Raw genomic sequence first — 15439 nt, 5'->3', positions numbered from 1 at the left:
AATTTAAATGCAATTTCCGCATATATTAATATGCAAAAATCACATTAAGGATTGTATGCGTATCGACGACATTGATGCTCTGCTGGCTACCGTGCAGTTTTCCTCCCTAAACCAGGCTGCGGAATATCTTGGCATTACCCAATCGGCCATTACCCGTCGGCTTCAGCGCCTTGAGCAAACCCTCAATGTGACGCTGCTGGAGCGCCAGACCAGGCCCCTGACGCTCACCGCCGCCGGGCACCGGGTGTATGAACAATGTCTGAGCATCAAGCGGGAAACTAAAAAGCTCTACGGTCTGCTTGACCCGGAGGCGGAGCCGCAGGGCGTTCTGCGTCTTGGCGTGCCGCAGAGCGTGGCGGAAATCGCCCTCCAGCCGGCGCTGAGCGCGCTACGCCAGCAGTTCCCGGCTTTGGAGCCGCAGGTGACCTGCGGCTGGAGCGGGCTGTTGCAAAAACGGCTGGAGAGCGTCGAACTGGATGGTGTTCTGGCGATGGGACCGCAACAGCAGCGCTTTGTTGATGGTTACAGCGGGAGGCTGCTGTGTCCGCTGGATATCGTGGTCATCGCGGCGAAAAGCTGGCGACTGCACGCCGGAGCGCTGCGCGACTGTGCGCAGCGAGGCTGGATACTGAATCCCGACGGCTGTGGTCTGCGGGCCGGGCTAATCCGAGAACTACAATCGCAGGGGCTGCGGCTTGCGCTGAACGTCGAGACCGCCGGCGCCCAGTTGCAAATCAGCCTGGTGGCGCAGGGGCTGGGGCTTGGCCTGGTGCCTCGCGCCGCGCTGGCGGCCAGCCCGTGGCGCGACGAAGTAGCCACGCTTACGCTCGCGGATTTTCAGCCGCAAGTGCATCTGTGGCTGGTACATGCGCTGAATCTGGCTAACCTCAGCCAGCCGCTGACTTTTTTCGCCGGAAAAGTGGTCCAGCAACTTAACGCATCTTTCTGATACGTATATGTTATTTTAAGAAATGCTTATCTTGCATATTAAGTTATGATAAAAATGCATTTTGTTCATTAAGTGCCTGTGTATAGGGTAATGAAAACGCGCCGCCGCCGCGGCCCATTCATTACCTTACTACCAGGAGTTCTGTATGAGCATTCAGTTTCTCGGCATGATCGGCCACCGCCTGTCGTCAGAAACCATCGCCCCGGTAGGGCCGATTTTTGACCGTGATTATATTGCGCGCTTCGCGCAAACACATGAAGCCGCGGGGTTTGACCGTCTGCTGGTGGGGCATTGGTCCGATCAACCCGATGGCTTTTTGGTGACCGCGCTGGCGGGGTTGTCGACACAAAAGATAGCTTTCCTGCTGGCGCACCGCCCCGGTTTTGTCTCGCCAACTCTCGCCGCGCGTAAATTCGCCACCCTCGAACATCTGCTCGGCGGCAGGCTGGCGGTACATATCATCAGCGGCGGCAATGATGCCGAGCAGCGCCGTGACGGCGATTATCTCGACCACGACCAGCGCTATGCGCGCACCGACGCCTTCCTCGATACCATCCGCAAAGTCTGGACCGCCGAACAGCCGGTGGACATCGACAATGATTTTTATCAGGCGCAACAGGCCTGGTCAGCTATTCGCCCGCTGCAGAAACCGCATATTCCCCTCTATTTCGGTGGCTCGTCGGAGGCGGCAATTACGGTTGCCGGTAAACACGCTAACGTCTTCGCACTATGGGGGGAGTCGCTGGCGCAGACTGCGGAAACTATCCAGCGGGTACGTGCCGAAGCGGCAAAACATCAGCGCGAGATCGATTTCAGCGTGTCGTTCCGGCCGATTATCGCCGATAGCGAAGCGGAAGCCTGGGAGAAGGCCGAGCATATTCTGCATGTCGCCACCGAGCGGGCGGCGCAGAACCAGGGGGGATTTAAAGCCAAGCCCGATAGCGTTGGCGCGCAGCGTCTGCGGGCTACGGCGGCGCAGGGTAAGGTGGTGGATAAACGCCTGTGGACCGGCATCGCGCAGCTGGTGGGCGGCGGCCACAACTCCACCGCGCTGGTCGGCACGCCGGAACAGGTTGCCGATGCGCTGCTCGACTACTACGACCTCGGCGTGCGTAACTTCCTGATCCGCGGCTTCGATCCGCTGAACGATGCACAGGAGTATGGCAAAGCGCTGCTGCCGATTACCCGCGAAAAAGCCGCGCTGCGCGCCGTGGCGGAGCGCGCATCGTGAGGCAACACCCTATTGCTGATTGGCCGCGGCAGCTTGCCGAGATCCGCCATCTGATGGCAGAAGAGGCGGCCAGCCTTGATGCCAGCGGCGATTTTCCCCGCCGCAATATTGACGTTCTGCGTCGGCGCGGATTTTTAAGCCTTGCCGTACCATCGCAGTATGGCGGTGCAGGCGTCAGTTTAGCCGAACTGCAACAGGCTATCGCCGCCATCGCCTGGGGCGAACCGGCGACCGCGCTGATTGTCTGCATGCAGTACCTGCATCATCTGCGGCTGGCGGAAAATGTCCATTGGGCTGAGCCGCTACGCCAGCGCGTGTTTGATGATGCGCTCACAAACGGCGGGTTGATGAATAGCCTGCGCGTCGAGCCGGATCTGGGCTCTCCGGCGCGCGGCGGCCTGCCGCAAACGATAGCCAGCCGTAACGGCCGGGGCTGGCTGATTAACGGTCACAAAATTTATACCACCGGTATCGAAGGGTTGAGCTGGCTGGCGCTGTGGGCGCGCAGCGACGACAACCCGCCGCTGGTCGGTAGCTGGCTGGTCCCTGCCGACAGCGAGGGCATCAGCGTAGTGAAAAGCTGGGATCACGTAGGCATGCGGGCCACCGGCAGTCACGAGGTGGTGCTGAAAAACGTGCAGGTATCCGCCGGGCACGCGGTAGACGTTTGGCCTGCCGACGAGCCGCCCGCGCCGGACGCCGAACAATTTCGTCTGTTTGCTAACCGTCATACGGCGTTGCTGGCGGCGATTTACGACAGTGTAGCCCGCGCGGCGCGCGACTGGCTTGTCGCGTGGCTTGGTGCGCGGGTTCCCGGCAATCTTGGACAACCGCTTTCCAGTCTGCCGCGGGTACAGGAAAAAGTGGGGCAGATAGAGGGGCTGCTGCTGGTTAACCGCGCTCTGCTGGAGAATGCCGCGAAGCTGGGCTTTTCCGCTATTGAGGCCAATCTGGCGAAAGTCACTATCACCGATAACGCCATTCTGGCGGTCAATCTGGCGCTTGAACTCACCGGCAATCATGGTTTAAGCCGGCAAAATCCTCTGGAACGCCACTATCGCAACGTCCTGTGCGGGCGGGTACATACGCCGCAGAACGACAGCGCGTGGCAGGCGGCGGGTAAACACGCTTTTCAACAACAAGGATAATTAAGATGCGCATACCTCATTTTACCCGCATAGCCGGGGCGCTAATGCTATTGACGCTGAGCGGCTATGTTGCGGCTCAGGAAAGAATCACGCTGCGAATTGCCGATCAAAAAGGCGGCATGCGGTCGCAACTGGAGGCTGCTAACGCCTTGCAAAACCTCGCTTACGATATTAAATGGGCGGAGTTTCCTGCCGCCGCGCCGCTGGCTGAAGCACTCAACGCCGGCGCGGTTGACGTGGGGATTATCGGCGATGCGCCGCTGCTGTTCGCGCTGGCGAACGGCGCGCCGGTAAAAGCTATTGCCGTCGATAAGAGCAACCCGGCGGGGACCGCCGTGCTGGTGCCGCCCGGCAGCGCGTTAAAAAGCGCGGCGGATCTGAAAGGTAAACGCATTGCCACCGGTAAAGGATCAATTGGCCATTTTGTGGCGCTGAAAGCGCTGGAGCAGGCGGGGGTCTCGCCGAAGGATGTCCAGTGGGTATTCCTTGGCCCGGTGGATGCGAAAGTCGCGCTGCTTAACGGTTCGGTAGATGCCTGGGCGACCTGGGAGCCCTATACCACGCAACTGGTGAAAACCGCCGAAGGGCAGATTCTGGTGAGCGGTAAAGGGCTGTTGCCGGGTAATACCTTCCTGGCCGCCACCGATAATGCGCTGAAGGATCCACAAAAGCGCGCGGCGCTTCAGGATTATCTCACCCGACTGGCCGGCGCCGAGCGTTGGGCATACGCCAATCTCGATAGCTATGGCAAAACGCTGGGGGAGATCATTCGCTTCCCGGCGGAGATCGCCCGCGCGCAGTTTGCCAACCGCCAGTCGCAGTGGCAGCGGCTGGACGCGCCGACGGTCGCCCAGCAGCAGTCGACGGCGGACTTTTATCTTGCCAACGGCCTCATTCGCGCAAAGCTCGATGTAACGCCGACATTTGATAACGGCTTTAACGTGCCGGTCGCGCCGGTTCATGCGGAGGCGGCGCCATGATGACCACACGTTTTACCCGTCGTCGTTTCTTACAATTTACCGGCGGTCTGGCGCTGGCCGGGGCGTCTGTGCCGCTATGGGCTCACGATATGGCGGAGATGGCGAGCGGCGATGAACATCCGGCGCTGCGTCTGGCGCAGCCTTACAAAATCAAGCTGGCGATCAACAAAAGCGCGGTGTGCCTGGCGCCGGTCGCCGTCGCGGAGCAACAGAAGATTTTTAGTAAATATAATCTCGACGTTGAGTTTGTTAACTTTGGTAACTCGACGGATGTCCTGCTGGAAGCGATTGCCACCGGCAAGGCCGACGCCGGGGTAGGCATGGCGTTACGCTGGCTGAAGGCGCTGGAGCAGGGGTTTGACGTCAAACTTACTGCCGGAACGCACGGCGGCTGCCTGAATTTGTTGACGGCCAAAAACTCGCCTTTTAGCGGTCTGGAGAGCCTGAAAGGGCAAACCATTGGCGTCACCGATATGGCCGGGCCGGATAAAAACTTCTTCGCCATCTTGCTGAAACGCCACGGTATCGACCCGATTAGCGATGTGCAGTGGAAAGTCTATCCGGCCGACCTGCTCAGCGTGGCGCTGGATAAACGCGAAATCGCCGCCATTAGCGGCAGCGAACCCTTTAGCTATCGCCTGCTGGAAACCGGCAAATATCAGCTAATCGCCAGCAATATGACCGGCGATTACGCCAATCTGAGCTGCTGCGTGCTGGGCGTCAGCGGTTCCCTTGCGCGCGCTCATAAACCGGCGGCGGCCGCGCTTACCCAGGCGATTCTGGAAGCGCACAGCTATGCCGCCGCGCACCCGGAAAGCGTGGCGCAATCTTTTCTCGCCCATGCGCTAAACACTAACGAAGCGGAGGTGAGCGGCATTCTTCACGGCCAGGGGCACGGCCATCATGCGGTGGGCGAGGCTTTTGTTAAAGAGCTGACGCAGTATGCCGTGGATCTGCAGCGGGTACAGGTCATCAAACCGGGAACCGATCCTCATCAGTTTGCGGAGAGTATTTATGTCAACGTTTTCGCCTGATCGCGCGCTCGCCCGACCGGGGCTCGGCGCTCTGCTCTGGACGGAGGGCGGGCTTGCCGCCGCGCTATGGCTACTGGGCGGCCTGTTCACACAGGCCTGGCCCGATGCCGGTCGGCGCTGGCCGTTTAGCGAGGAGTGGGCGCTGGCGCAGTTCACTCTCGGCGGCGGACTGCTGTTACTGACGCTGAGTTACCGTTACTGGCGCCAGCGGGGCGCGCGTTTGCAGCGTGCCGGAAAATGGCTGGCGCTGTTGCCGGTGCTCTTCGCGCTATGGGAAGGGCTGACGGCCAAGACGGCGTTTTTGCCGGTGCCGTTTTTCGCTCCGCCGCAGGCGCTGATTGAAGTCCTGCACGATGACTGGCCGCGGTTGCTTGATAGCCTGCTGCATTCGCTGGGGCTGCTCGGGCTCGGAGTACTGCTCGGCACCAGCTGTGGGTTTATTAGCGGGCTGGCGATTGGCTGGTCTCAGCGTATTGGCTATTGGGTGCATCCGGTATTACGCCTGCTGGGGCCGGTGCCTTCCACCGCGCTGCTGCCGCTATGCCTGTTTATCTTTCCTTCAAGCTTCGGCGCCAGCGTTTTTTTAATCGCGCTCAGCACCTGGTTCCCGGTCACGGTATTAACCTGGTCCGGGGTCATTGGTATCGATAAAGCGTGGTATGACGTGGCGCGAACGCTAGGAGCCAGCCAACGGTTCCTGATCCTGCGCGTGGCGATCCCCGCCGCGCTGCCGAACGTGTTTGTCGGCTTATTTATGGGGCTTGGCGCGTCGTTTTCAGTGCTGATTGTCGCCGAAATGGTCGGCGTCAAATCCGGGATCGGTTTTTATCTGCAGTGGGCGCAGGGCTGGGCGGCCTATCCGAATATGTACGCGGCGCTATTCGTGATGGCGTTGTTATGTTCCGGCCTGATTAGCGGGCTATTTATGATTCGCGATCGGCTGCTGAGCTGGCAGCGCGGAGGAATGCAATGGTAAGTGCCCAGACAGTTTCGACCGGTGCGGCGGTGGCGGTACGTCATCTTCATCATGCTTTTACATTGGGCAAACAGACGGTGCCGGTGCTGGAAAATATCAGCCTGCAACTGCGCCCAGGGGAGAGCGTTGCGCTGCTTGGCCCCTCAGGATGCGGTAAATCGACGCTGCTGCGTCTGCTGGCGGGGCTGGAGCCACAGCAAAGCGGGCATATTGAGATTGACGATGCGGCGATAGGCGGGCCGGGGCCGGAACGGATCCTGGTTTTCCAGGACCCAACGCTTTATCCGTGGCTGACGGTGCGGCAAAACGTGCTGCTGGGGCCGCAGGCGCAGGGGAAAAAGGGGCAGGAGCCGAAGGCCGACGCGCTGATTTCACGCATCGGGCTGCAGGCGTTTAGCGAGGCGTGGCCGCGGCAGCTTTCCGGCGGGATGGCGCAGCGTGCGGCGCTGGCGCGCGCGTTGCTCAATGAACCGCGTCTACTGCTGCTTGATGAGCCGCTGGGTAAGCTGGATTCGCTTACCCGTATCAGCATGCAGCGCGAACTGATTGCGCTGTGGCAGCGGCAGGGTTATACCAGCCTGCTGGTGACCCACGATATTGAAGAAGCGCTGCTGCTCTGCGAGCGGGTGCTGGTGATGTCGCCGCGGCCGGGGCGCATTATCGCTGAGTTTACGCTTCCGCTGGCGTTTCCCCGCCATCGCGACAATCCACTGCTATTGCAGCATCGGCAGGATATTTTGCGTATCCTCGGCCAGGAAGAGGATTGGTAAGCCAAATGCATCATCCGGTATTTCCCCGCAGCAGGGGCTGAGGGGAGGTAGCCCGGATAAGGCGCAGCGCGCCGCTATCCGGGGCAGGGTAAGGCTTAAAAATCCATTTTCACCGTAAACTGCACTTCACGCGGGTCGCCAATCTGGTTGCCGAGATTATTGGTGCCGATTGACGAGGTATAATAGGTCTTATCGAACAAGTTCTTCACATTCACCTGTAGCGTTACCGGATACTGCAGCTTCATTTTGTAGGCCGCGAAGACGTCGGCCACCGCATAGCCCTGCAGATAATAATCCGCGCCGTTGGTGCCGGACCGTTTGCTGACCGCGTGGCCGCCGCCGCCAACGGTCAGGGTGTTGCTGTTATAGACGTTATGAATGTCATAGGTCAGGAACAGCGAACCGGTATGTTTTGGCACGTTCGGTAGCGGTTTACCGGCATAATCAGGATCTTCCAGCACTTTGGCATCGGTATAGCCGTAGCTGGCGATGATGCTGAGGTTATCGGTGAGCGAGCCCGCCAGATCCACCTCCACGCCGCGCGAGCGAACCTTACCCGCGGTCTTCGCCACCGTCTCGTCGCCAATACTTTCGGTATACAGCACGTTACGTTTATGAATATCAAATAACGCGATATTGGCGGTAATACCCTCTAAAAGGTCGAATTTCGCGCCAACTTCGTAAGAGGTGGACTCTTCCGGCGGCAGTTCGCCGATATAGCTGGCAATCGACGACTGCGGCATAAACGACTGGGCGACGTTAGCAAACAGCGATACGTTTGGCGTTACCTTGTAAACCAGCCCAGCCTTCGGCGTCCATTTCTCATCGCGGCTATCGGTATTGACGTTAAACGGACGGCCTTTACCGGCGTACTGGGTGTAATACTGGTAGCGTACGCCGGCCACGGCAATCCAGTTGTCGGTCAGATACAGGGCGTCCTGCAGATAGGTCGCATAGCTCTCCTGCTTGATGCGCTGATCGCTATCGGCAGCGGAAACGGTATTACAGGTATCGAGAGTGCCGTAAACCGGATGATAAATATTAAAGCCTTTCACGTTCTTACAACGTAGCATATCGGTACGCAGCAGATCGTAATTCTCATAGGCGACGCCGGTCAGCAGTTCATTATAAAAGCCGCCGATCACCACGTTGCCTTGTAGATCGGCGCGGGTGGAATGCATCTTTTGCGTTGAGCCATGCGTGCCGTCGACCCGGCGGGTCAGGTTGCCGGTCGCAGAATCATAGGCCATTACCCTGGCCTGGTTATCGTTGTAGTGATCCTGGCTGTAGCTGTAATCAAAGCGCGCGGTCCAGGCGCTGTTAAGACGATACTCGGCGTTCAGTTGGGCAATATCGGAATAACCATCGGTGATATTAAAGGCTTCATCGAAACGGGTTTTACGGTCGACGTTGACCGCGTGGCCGGTATTGAGATCGAAAATGGTGCCGCGGTCAAAGGGGGCGCTGTAATCGCGATGTGAATACGAAGCGGTAATGGTTGCGCTATCGCCAAACCAGGTCAGGGAAGGGGCGATAAAGCTGCTTTTGTTCTTGCCGAAATTACGCCAGTAATCTTCATTTTGATATTCGCCGATCAGTCGATAGGCCAGATTTGTGCCTTCGATTGGCCCGGTCACGTCGAAGCTACCCGTGCCGCCGCCAAAACTGCTGGAGGTGGCGGAAACCGAACCAGAGAACTGGCGCTCGGGGCGTTTGGTAACAACGTTAATCAGCCCGCCGGGGTCGAGAATGCCGTACAGCGTCGAGGCCGGGCCCTTCAGAACTTCAACCCGCTCGGTAGCGGCGTTAAAGCTGCGCGGTAGAACGGTACGCAGGCCGTTGGTCATGATAGAACCGTCGCGATTGGCGCCGAAGCCGCGGCGGGTAAAGGCATCCTGGGTACCGCCGAGGGTATTGGTCTGCACTACGTTGGCGACGTTATACAATGCTTCATCCAGCGAGGTAGCGTGCTGATCTTCCAGCACCCGGTCGCTGACGGTATTCACCACCTGCGGAATATCCAGCAGCGGCATTGAAGTCAATGTCGCCGTGGACGAACTCAGGGGCTGATAGCCGCTGGTGGCGTTCTGCTGGCGGCCGTCAGCCACTACGGTAATGGTGTCCTCCGCGTCCTTGGTATTCTTTGCCGCGTTATTTTCTGCGGCTATTAATCCCGGTGAGGCTAAAAAAAGAAGCGAAAAAAGCGCGCGCCCTTGCAACGTCCTGCAGGCGACATGGGGTTGAGTCATTATCTGTTTCTCGTGAACGAATCTGCCTTTGCGGTCAGATAAAGCCAATTAAATCATTGCCCTGAAAATAAAACCTATCCGTTAAGCGTCTGAATGCGCCTTCAGATATGTAATTGAGAATCATTCAAACACGAAGAAATGTAGTAGTAAATGTTATGTAAGATAAAAAAGCTGCGCTGAAGAAAAGCGCGATTTAGCAGTCTGTACCAGGTGATGTGATGATCTTATTTTATTGATTATAAATAGTATTCATAAAATTCATTTTGTCTCCCCATGAGGTCCTGAACGTGAAGGAAGCAACATGCAGCACAGTATTGACTACTACATTCATCCCCTTCATGATCAAAAGAGAATGAGATTTATTTTGATTTGACTGCAGAACGTTGAAGGCGCACGCCGGAACGCTGCGGCGCAGGAGCGAGTTATGCCACAGCGGGTAAACCCTGCAGAAAAGGGGATCGTCCTGGAATCCCTGTCGGCCGGCTATGGCCAGACGCTTATCGTCGATGACATTAATCTGACGATCCCCAGCGGTAAAATGACGGTGCTTGCTGGGGCTAACGGGTCCGGCAAATCAACGCTGTTATCGACCATCGCCCGGATGCTAAAACCGCTTGGCGGCTGCGTCCGTCTGGATGGAAAGGCCATCCACGACATGCCGACCAAAACGGTTTCCCGCCAGTTGGGGATCCTGCCGCAATCGCCGCTGACGCCGGAAGGGCTCACGGTGTTCGAACTGGTATCGCGCGGGCGCTACCCGTGGCAGGGGCTGATGCGCCAGTGGTCTGAAGCCGATGAACAGGCGGTGGAAGAGGCGCTGCAATTAACCGGCACCGCCGAATTCGCCCATCTGCCGGTCGATAGCCTTTCCGGCGGTCAGCGTCAGCGCTGCTGGATAGCGATGGCGCTGGCGCAGCAGACGAAAACCATTTTACTGGATGAGCCCACCACCTGGCTCGACCTGCGCTATCAGGTCGATATTCTTGAACTTCTGCAGAGCCTGACCCGCCAGCATGGCCGCACGGTGGTAACGGTCCTTCACGACCTGAACTTTGCGGTAAACTACGCCGACCTGCTGGTATTTCTCAAAAAAGGGCGGATAGCCGGGACCATTTCAGAACACGAAATCTGCAGCCCTGAACTGATTAAAAACGTCTTTGATGTTGATGTGCAGATGTCAATCAATCCGCAAACCGGCAAACCTTTCTTTATGCCGTTTCGCGCAAGCCAGACCGTTGCCCTATGAGCGCCGCCGTGCTGTACGCCACACGGCGTCGTACTCGTCCGCGGCTGGCGATGCTGCTGTTAGCTCTGCTACTTATCATCGGTTCGCTGATTCATCTTGGCTTAGGCGCCCGCTGGATCGCGCCGCAGACGGTCCTGCAGGCGCTGCTCGAGTACGACCCGCGAAACTTCGATCACCGTATTATTGTTGATTTACGTCTGGTTCGGCTGGCAGCGGCGCTGTTGACCGGCGCGGCGCTTGGCGTTGCCGGGGTGCTGCTGCAGACGGTGATCCGCAACCCGCTTGGCGAGCCGCATATTCTTGGGCTCAACGCCGGCGCCTCGCTGGCGATGGTTGCGACCTCGGCGCTGGGCCTCTCTCTCGGCGATTTTCCAGCGGCACGCCCGCTAACCGCCGCCTGTGGCGCGGCGCTGCTGTTCGGCGGGGTAATGGCGCTGGCTTCTGCCGGGCGCGGCGGGGCGACGCCGCTGCGCATCACGCTATGCGGCGTGGCGATCTCGGCGTTTGCCTCGGCGGTGACGGCGGCGATTTTAATTCTTGATGAACAAACGCTGCTGGCGATGCGCACATGGCTTGCTGGCGATCTGGCCGGATTGAACTGGGCTACTCTACAGGCGGCGCTGGTGCCGGCGCTTTCTGGCATGGGACTGGCGCTGCTCCTCGCGCCACGTCTGAACGTGCTGGCGCTGGGCGATAAAGCGGCGCTGGGGCTGGGGGTGAATCTGGTGCAGACCCGGCTGCTGGGGCTGGCCGCTATTGCGCTGCTGTGCGGCGCGGCGGTGGCGGTGGCCGGGCCTGTTGGGTTTGTCGGGCTGGTGGTGCCGCATGTGGTGCGCCGTCTGATAACGCAAGATATTCGCCTGGCGTTACCGCTGGCGGCGCCGGTAGGGGCGCTGGTGCTGGTGCTGGCGGATATCGCCGCCCGTACCCTCGTCGCCCCGCAGGAACTGGCGACCGGCGCGATGACCGCGCTGGTGGGGGCGCCGCTATTTATTTTTATCGCCGCGAGGTTTTTTAAATGATACGCGCCGTTCATCGCGCTGGATTTCGGCCTCTGGGGTTCGCTTCAAGGCATCTGTTGCTGCGTCCGGCAGCATTGAAAATTGCCGCCTTCATGCTGCTCTTTTTGCTGGCGCTGGGGCTCTATAGCCTCAGCCGCGGCAGCTTTCCGCTGCCATCTTCGACATTGGCGCGTGCGCTGCTGGCGCCGGAGAAGCTTGGCGAGCAGCAACGTTTCATTCTGTTTGACATCCGCCTACCGCGAATTTTGATGGCGCTGCTCTGCGGCGCCATGCTTGGCCTGGCGGGAGCGGCAATGCAGAGCATTACCCGTAACGGCCTGGCGGACCCCGGCCTTATTGGCGTCAAAGAAGGGGCCAGCATTGTGGTGCTGGCGCTAATTCTGTTTTTTCCGGCCGTAGGGCTGGCGTGGCGGCCGCTGGCGGGAATGCTCGGCGGCGTGCTGGTGGCGCTGTTGGTGCTGGCGCTGGCGCGCGATTGTTCACGTCCGCGCTTTATTTTGATTGGCATCGGGGTGTCGTGGACGCTGGCGGCGGCGGTTGGCATTTTTATGACTACCGCCGACGTACGCGACGTACAGACGGCGATGATCTGGCTCTCCGGTAGCCTGCACGCGGCGACCTGGCCGCTGCTGGTGGTCGCGTTTTGCTGGGCGCTACCTGGCGCACTGATTCTGTTCTGCACCGCCCGCGCGGCGGATGCGGCGCTGCTGGGCGACCGTACCGCCATCGGTCTTGGCGTGCGTTTGCCGCAGCTCACGCTACTGCGTTTCTTCGCCCCCGTGCTGCTGACCTCTGCCAGCGTTTCCTGCGTTGGCAGTCTGGGTTTTGTCGGCCTGATGGCGCCGCATATGGCGCGTTTCGTCCTGCGCGGCGGCCAGGTGGCGCTGCTCTGCGGCAGCGCGCTGATTGGCGCGTTGCTGGTGCTGGCAACCGATACGCTGGGGCGGCTGGCGTTTGCGCCGCTGCAGATCCCGGCGGGGATTGTCATTGCGCTGGTAGGGTGCCCATTTTTTATTGCTCTGCTTTGGCGTCGCCGTGACGCCCTGTAAATCAAAAAGGATTGTTATGCGTTGGTTCGTTTCTCTGCTGGTGCTGTGCGCGGGCGCTGCCGCGGCTGCCGATTCGCAAACCTTCACCGACGATTTAGGTCGTACGGTGACCGTACCGCTGCATCCGCAGCGAATCGTTTCGATGCACGATCTCGATATCACCATCCCGCTAATTGAGCTCGGAGTGCCGCCGGTGGCCAGCCATGGCCGCACGCGCCCGGACGGCAGCCACTACCTGCGTTCCAGCGCCCAGTTGACCGGCGTCGATTTCGACAATAGCGAGATCCGCTTTATTGGCACCGCCGATATCGACCTTGAGGCCGTGGCTGCGGCGAAGCCGGATCTGATTATTACCGAGCCCAGCCGCCATGTCTCGGTGGAGCAACTGGCGAAAATCGCGCCGACGGTCAGTATCGATCACCTGCAGGGCAGCGCGCCGCGGATTTACCGCAAACTGGCGCAGCTCACCGGCAGCCAGGCGCGGCTCGCGGTGCTTGAACGTCGTTATCAGGAACAAATTAAACAGCTAAAGGCCACGGTCGACCCGCAGCAGTACCGCGTTTCGGTGATACAGGCGAATAACGGCAAGGTGACGGTGCACTACTCCTATCACGCGCTGGGGCGAGTTCTGCGTGACGCCGGGTTCCGCTTCCCGCCGTTGATCGACAAGATCCCCGATGGCCAGCGGATCGACGTCAGCGCCGAGCAGCTACCGGAGCTGGATGCCGATTTTGTCTTCGCGACCTGGCGTTCGGACACCGGCGGTAAGCCGCAGGATGAGCTAAAGGCCATGGAGGCGGTAATGCCCGGCTGGTGTGACTTTATGCGCGCCTGCCGCACCGGCCGCTATATTTTGTTGCCGCGCGAAGAGGTTATTTCTAATTCTTATGCCGCATTGACGCTGATGGTTGCTCAGGTGCAGTCGCACATCGCCGGGCGGCCGATTCCGGCGGGGGCGAAATGAAAGCGGGAGTGAAAAAAGAGAAGGGCAGAGTCGATCTGTTTGGCGAGCGTTTTCGCGCCCGCGCGCATCAACTTTCGCCCCGTTTACGCGAAGTGGCAAACTACATCAATGATAATCGCGAGGTGGTACTGGAACGCACGGCGATGGAGATCGCCACCGCTACTCACACCTCCGATGCCACCGTGGTGAGGGCAATTCAGGCATTGGGTTTTGCCGGGCTACGCGAGTTAAAAGAGACCATGGCGCGCTGGTTCGGGCCGTCAGCGACCTCGTCGGAAAAGATGCGCTCGACGGTGGGGGCACTCTCCTGTGATGTCAATTCCAGCATCGATTTTGTGCTCGATGGGCATCAGCGCGCCTGTGAGGTGCTATCGCGTGCGGATAATCGCGCGGCGGTAGCCCAGGCGGTGGCGCTGCTGGGCGATGCGCGTCAGGTGGCGATATTTGGCATCGGGGCGTCGGGGATCCTCGCCGAGTACACCGCGCGTCTGTTTAATCGTATTGGCTTACCTGCCTGTACCCTCAACCGTACCGGCTTCAGTCTTGCTGAGCAGTTGATTAGCCTGCAGCGCGGCGACGTGCTGATTATGATGGGGCAAAAATCACCGCACCGGGAGGGCATGACCACATTGCGTGAGGCGCAGCGGCTGGGGATCCCAACGATATTACTCACCCAGGCGCTGGATTCGCGCTTCAGTCAACTGGCACAGGTGGTGATTGATGTTCCGCGGGGTGGCGATAACGGGCGGGTGCCGCTGCATGGCACGGTGCTGATTTGCCTTGAGATGATCGTGCTGTCCGTCGCCTCGACCGCGCCGCAAAAGACGGTCAAATCAATGAAGCGAATCAATGAATTGCATCGAGCCATCGGCAAATCAGGTGGTCAACGCGGTTGAACAAAAGATAATTCACTCACCAGACGCTTTCCGGTTGCATGCTATGCTAAGTATGTGTATTTTTATGCAAAATAAATGCATAAAAAGGATGTCTCATGGTCAAGAATTTGCTCAAAGCGTGTTTCATGATGGCCGCGCTGGCGGCAGCCGGACAGGCGGCTGGGGAAACCTATACCGTCGGTTCCGGCGGCACCTACCGTCCCTTTGAATTCGAAAATAGCCAAAAGCAGCTGGAAGGCTTTGATATCGATATCATTAAAGCCATCGCCAGGGCCGAAGGTTTTGACGTGAAGCTGGTCAACACCCCTTGGGAGGGCATTTTCGCCACCCTGGGCACCGGCGATCGCGACATTATCATCTCGGGTATTACTATCACCGATAAACGCAAACAGATGGTGGATTTCTCCGCGCCGTACTTCCCGGCCGAACAGTCGATTGTGGTGCCGGAAGGTTCAAAAGTGAACTCGCTGGCGGCGTTAAAAAACGAAAAAGTCGGCGTGGTGAACTCCAGCACCGGCGATATTGTGGTTTCGCAGGAACTGGGTAAAAACAGTACCTCCATTAAGCGTTTTGACAATACGCCGCTGATGCTGCAGGAGCTGTTTGAGGACGGCGTCAGCGCCGCGGTAGGCGACGTCGGTGTGGTTAAATACTACATCAAGCAGCACCCGGAAAAGCAATTCAAGCTGGTGCCTGACGCCAAATTTGAGCGCCAGTATTTCGGCATCGCCGTCGCTAAAGGTAACAGTGAACTGCTGGGCAAAATCAACGCCGGTTTGCAGAAAATCGTTGCCGACGGCACCTACGCCAAAATCTATAAAACCTGGTTCGATGACAACGTGCCGACGCTGCCTGCGCAATAACACCAATTTTCAGTGACCGCGGCTGTCGCTCAGGCGATGGCCGTATTTTTTTAGGGAAGGAC

The 15439-nt window shown here is 58.9% G+C and carries 11 protein-coding genes and 3 pseudogenes; 13 read left to right on the top strand and 1 reads right to left on the bottom strand.

What is annotated here, in order from left to right:
* Positions 1-55 precede the first annotated feature (55 nt).
* The 7 genes and pseudogenes from PGR79_RS18105 to PGR79_RS18075 all read left to right on the top strand — a co-directional run bounded on the left by PGR79_RS18105 (position 56) and on the right by PGR79_RS18075 (position 7088).
* Positions 56-949 carry a LysR family transcriptional regulator gene (locus PGR79_RS18105; protein WP_113374130.1) on the top strand — a complete coding sequence of 298 codons (894 nt, stop codon included), beginning with the start codon at positions 56-58 and terminating at the stop codon, positions 947-949.
* A 145-nt stretch (positions 950-1094) separates the two neighbouring features.
* Positions 1095-2199: pseudogene (locus PGR79_RS18100) on the top strand (LLM class flavin-dependent oxidoreductase).
* 34 nt (positions 2200-2233) lie between these two features.
* Entirely contained in the window at positions 2234-3328 is a 1095-nt protein-coding gene (locus PGR79_RS18095) for an acyl-CoA dehydrogenase family protein (protein WP_430922288.1), read from the top strand.
* A 5-nt stretch (positions 3329-3333) separates the two neighbouring features.
* Positions 3334-4308, top strand: a complete 975-nt coding sequence (locus PGR79_RS18090) for an ABC transporter substrate-binding protein (protein WP_213316767.1) — start codon at positions 3334-3336, stop codon at positions 4306-4308.
* Positions 4305-5342 (top strand): ABC transporter substrate-binding protein, encoded by a 1038-nt coding sequence (locus tag PGR79_RS18085; RefSeq protein WP_430915246.1) that lies wholly within the window; start codon positions 4305-4307, stop codon positions 5340-5342. Before PGR79_RS18090 ends, PGR79_RS18085 begins: the two co-directional genes overlap by 4 nt.
* The gene (locus PGR79_RS18080; protein WP_087857892.1) at positions 5323-6318 is read left to right on the top strand and encodes an ABC transporter permease; all 996 of its coding nucleotides are present in this window, start codon (positions 5323-5325) and stop codon (positions 6316-6318) included. Before PGR79_RS18085 ends, PGR79_RS18080 begins: the two co-directional genes overlap by 20 nt.
* Positions 6312-7088 (top strand): ABC transporter ATP-binding protein, encoded by a 777-nt coding sequence (locus PGR79_RS18075; protein WP_213793746.1) that lies wholly within the window; start codon positions 6312-6314, stop codon positions 7086-7088. The genes PGR79_RS18080 and PGR79_RS18075 overlap by 7 nt, the downstream gene beginning before the upstream one ends.
* A 95-nt stretch (positions 7089-7183) precedes the next feature.
* On the opposite strand, the gene PGR79_RS18070 is transcribed toward PGR79_RS18075, so the two are convergent.
* On the bottom strand, positions 7184-9256 hold the full coding sequence (locus PGR79_RS18070) for a TonB-dependent siderophore receptor (RefSeq protein WP_113374294.1): 2073 nt from the start codon (positions 9254-9256) through the stop codon (positions 7184-7186).
* A gap of 505 nt (positions 9257-9761) precedes the next feature.
* Between PGR79_RS18070 and PGR79_RS18065 the strand changes: the two genes are divergently transcribed.
* The 6 genes and pseudogenes from PGR79_RS18065 to PGR79_RS18040 all read left to right on the top strand — a co-directional run bounded on the left by PGR79_RS18065 (position 9762) and on the right by PGR79_RS18040 (position 15377).
* Entirely contained in the window at positions 9762-10583 is an 822-nt protein-coding gene (locus tag PGR79_RS18065; RefSeq protein ID WP_113374125.1) for an ABC transporter ATP-binding protein, read from the top strand.
* Positions 10580-11605: a FecCD family ABC transporter permease gene (locus PGR79_RS18060; protein WP_113374124.1), complete on the top strand. Its 1026-nt coding sequence runs from the start codon at positions 10580-10582 to the stop codon at positions 11603-11605. The genes PGR79_RS18065 and PGR79_RS18060 overlap by 4 nt, the downstream gene beginning before the upstream one ends.
* Positions 11602-12654: a FecCD family ABC transporter permease gene (locus tag PGR79_RS18055; RefSeq protein WP_411325696.1), complete on the top strand. Its 1053-nt coding sequence runs from the start codon at positions 11602-11604 to the stop codon at positions 12652-12654. Before PGR79_RS18060 ends, PGR79_RS18055 begins: the two co-directional genes overlap by 4 nt.
* Before the next feature lie 11 nt (positions 12655-12665).
* A pseudogene (locus PGR79_RS18050) lies at positions 12666-13618 on the top strand (iron-siderophore ABC transporter substrate-binding protein).
* Positions 13563-14514: pseudogene (locus tag PGR79_RS18045) on the top strand (MurR/RpiR family transcriptional regulator). The pseudogenes PGR79_RS18050 and PGR79_RS18045 overlap by 56 nt, the downstream one beginning before the upstream one ends.
* A 95-nt stretch (positions 14515-14609) precedes the next feature.
* Complete coding sequence (locus PGR79_RS18040; RefSeq protein WP_430922212.1) at positions 14610-15377, top strand: basic amino acid ABC transporter substrate-binding protein; 768 nt, start codon at positions 14610-14612, stop codon at positions 15375-15377.
* Positions 15378-15439: the final 62 nt, after the last annotated feature.

The organism is Klebsiella sp. 141161, assembly GCF_050600815.1.
GTDB classification, from domain to species: Bacteria; Pseudomonadota; Gammaproteobacteria; order Enterobacterales; family Enterobacteriaceae; genus Klebsiella; species Klebsiella aerogenes.
This window is presented reverse-complemented; position numbering and strand designations above follow the sequence as displayed.

Coding starts and splice junctions, on each gene's coding strand:
- PGR79_RS18080 (WP_087857892.1), top strand. CDS start 5,323: ATGTCAACGTTTTCGCCTGATCGCGCGCTCGCCCGACCGGGGCTCGGC.
- PGR79_RS18055 (WP_411325696.1), top strand. CDS start 11,602: ATGATACGCGCCGTTCATCGCGCTGGATTTCGGCCTCTGGGGTTCGCT.
- PGR79_RS18085 (WP_430915246.1), top strand. CDS start 4,305: ATGATGACCACACGTTTTACCCGTCGTCGTTTCTTACAATTTACCGGC.
- PGR79_RS18040 (WP_430922212.1), top strand. CDS start 14,610: ATGGTCAAGAATTTGCTCAAAGCGTGTTTCATGATGGCCGCGCTGGCG.
- PGR79_RS18075 (WP_213793746.1), top strand. CDS start 6,312: ATGGTAAGTGCCCAGACAGTTTCGACCGGTGCGGCGGTGGCGGTACGT.
- PGR79_RS18095 (WP_430922288.1), top strand. CDS start 2,234: ATGGCAGAAGAGGCGGCCAGCCTTGATGCCAGCGGCGATTTTCCCCGC.
- PGR79_RS18060 (WP_113374124.1), top strand. CDS start 10,580: ATGAGCGCCGCCGTGCTGTACGCCACACGGCGTCGTACTCGTCCGCGG.
- PGR79_RS18090 (WP_213316767.1), top strand. CDS start 3,334: ATGCGCATACCTCATTTTACCCGCATAGCCGGGGCGCTAATGCTATTG.
- PGR79_RS18065 (WP_113374125.1), top strand. CDS start 9,762: ATGCCACAGCGGGTAAACCCTGCAGAAAAGGGGATCGTCCTGGAATCC.
- PGR79_RS18105 (WP_113374130.1), top strand. CDS start 56: ATGCGTATCGACGACATTGATGCTCTGCTGGCTACCGTGCAGTTTTCC.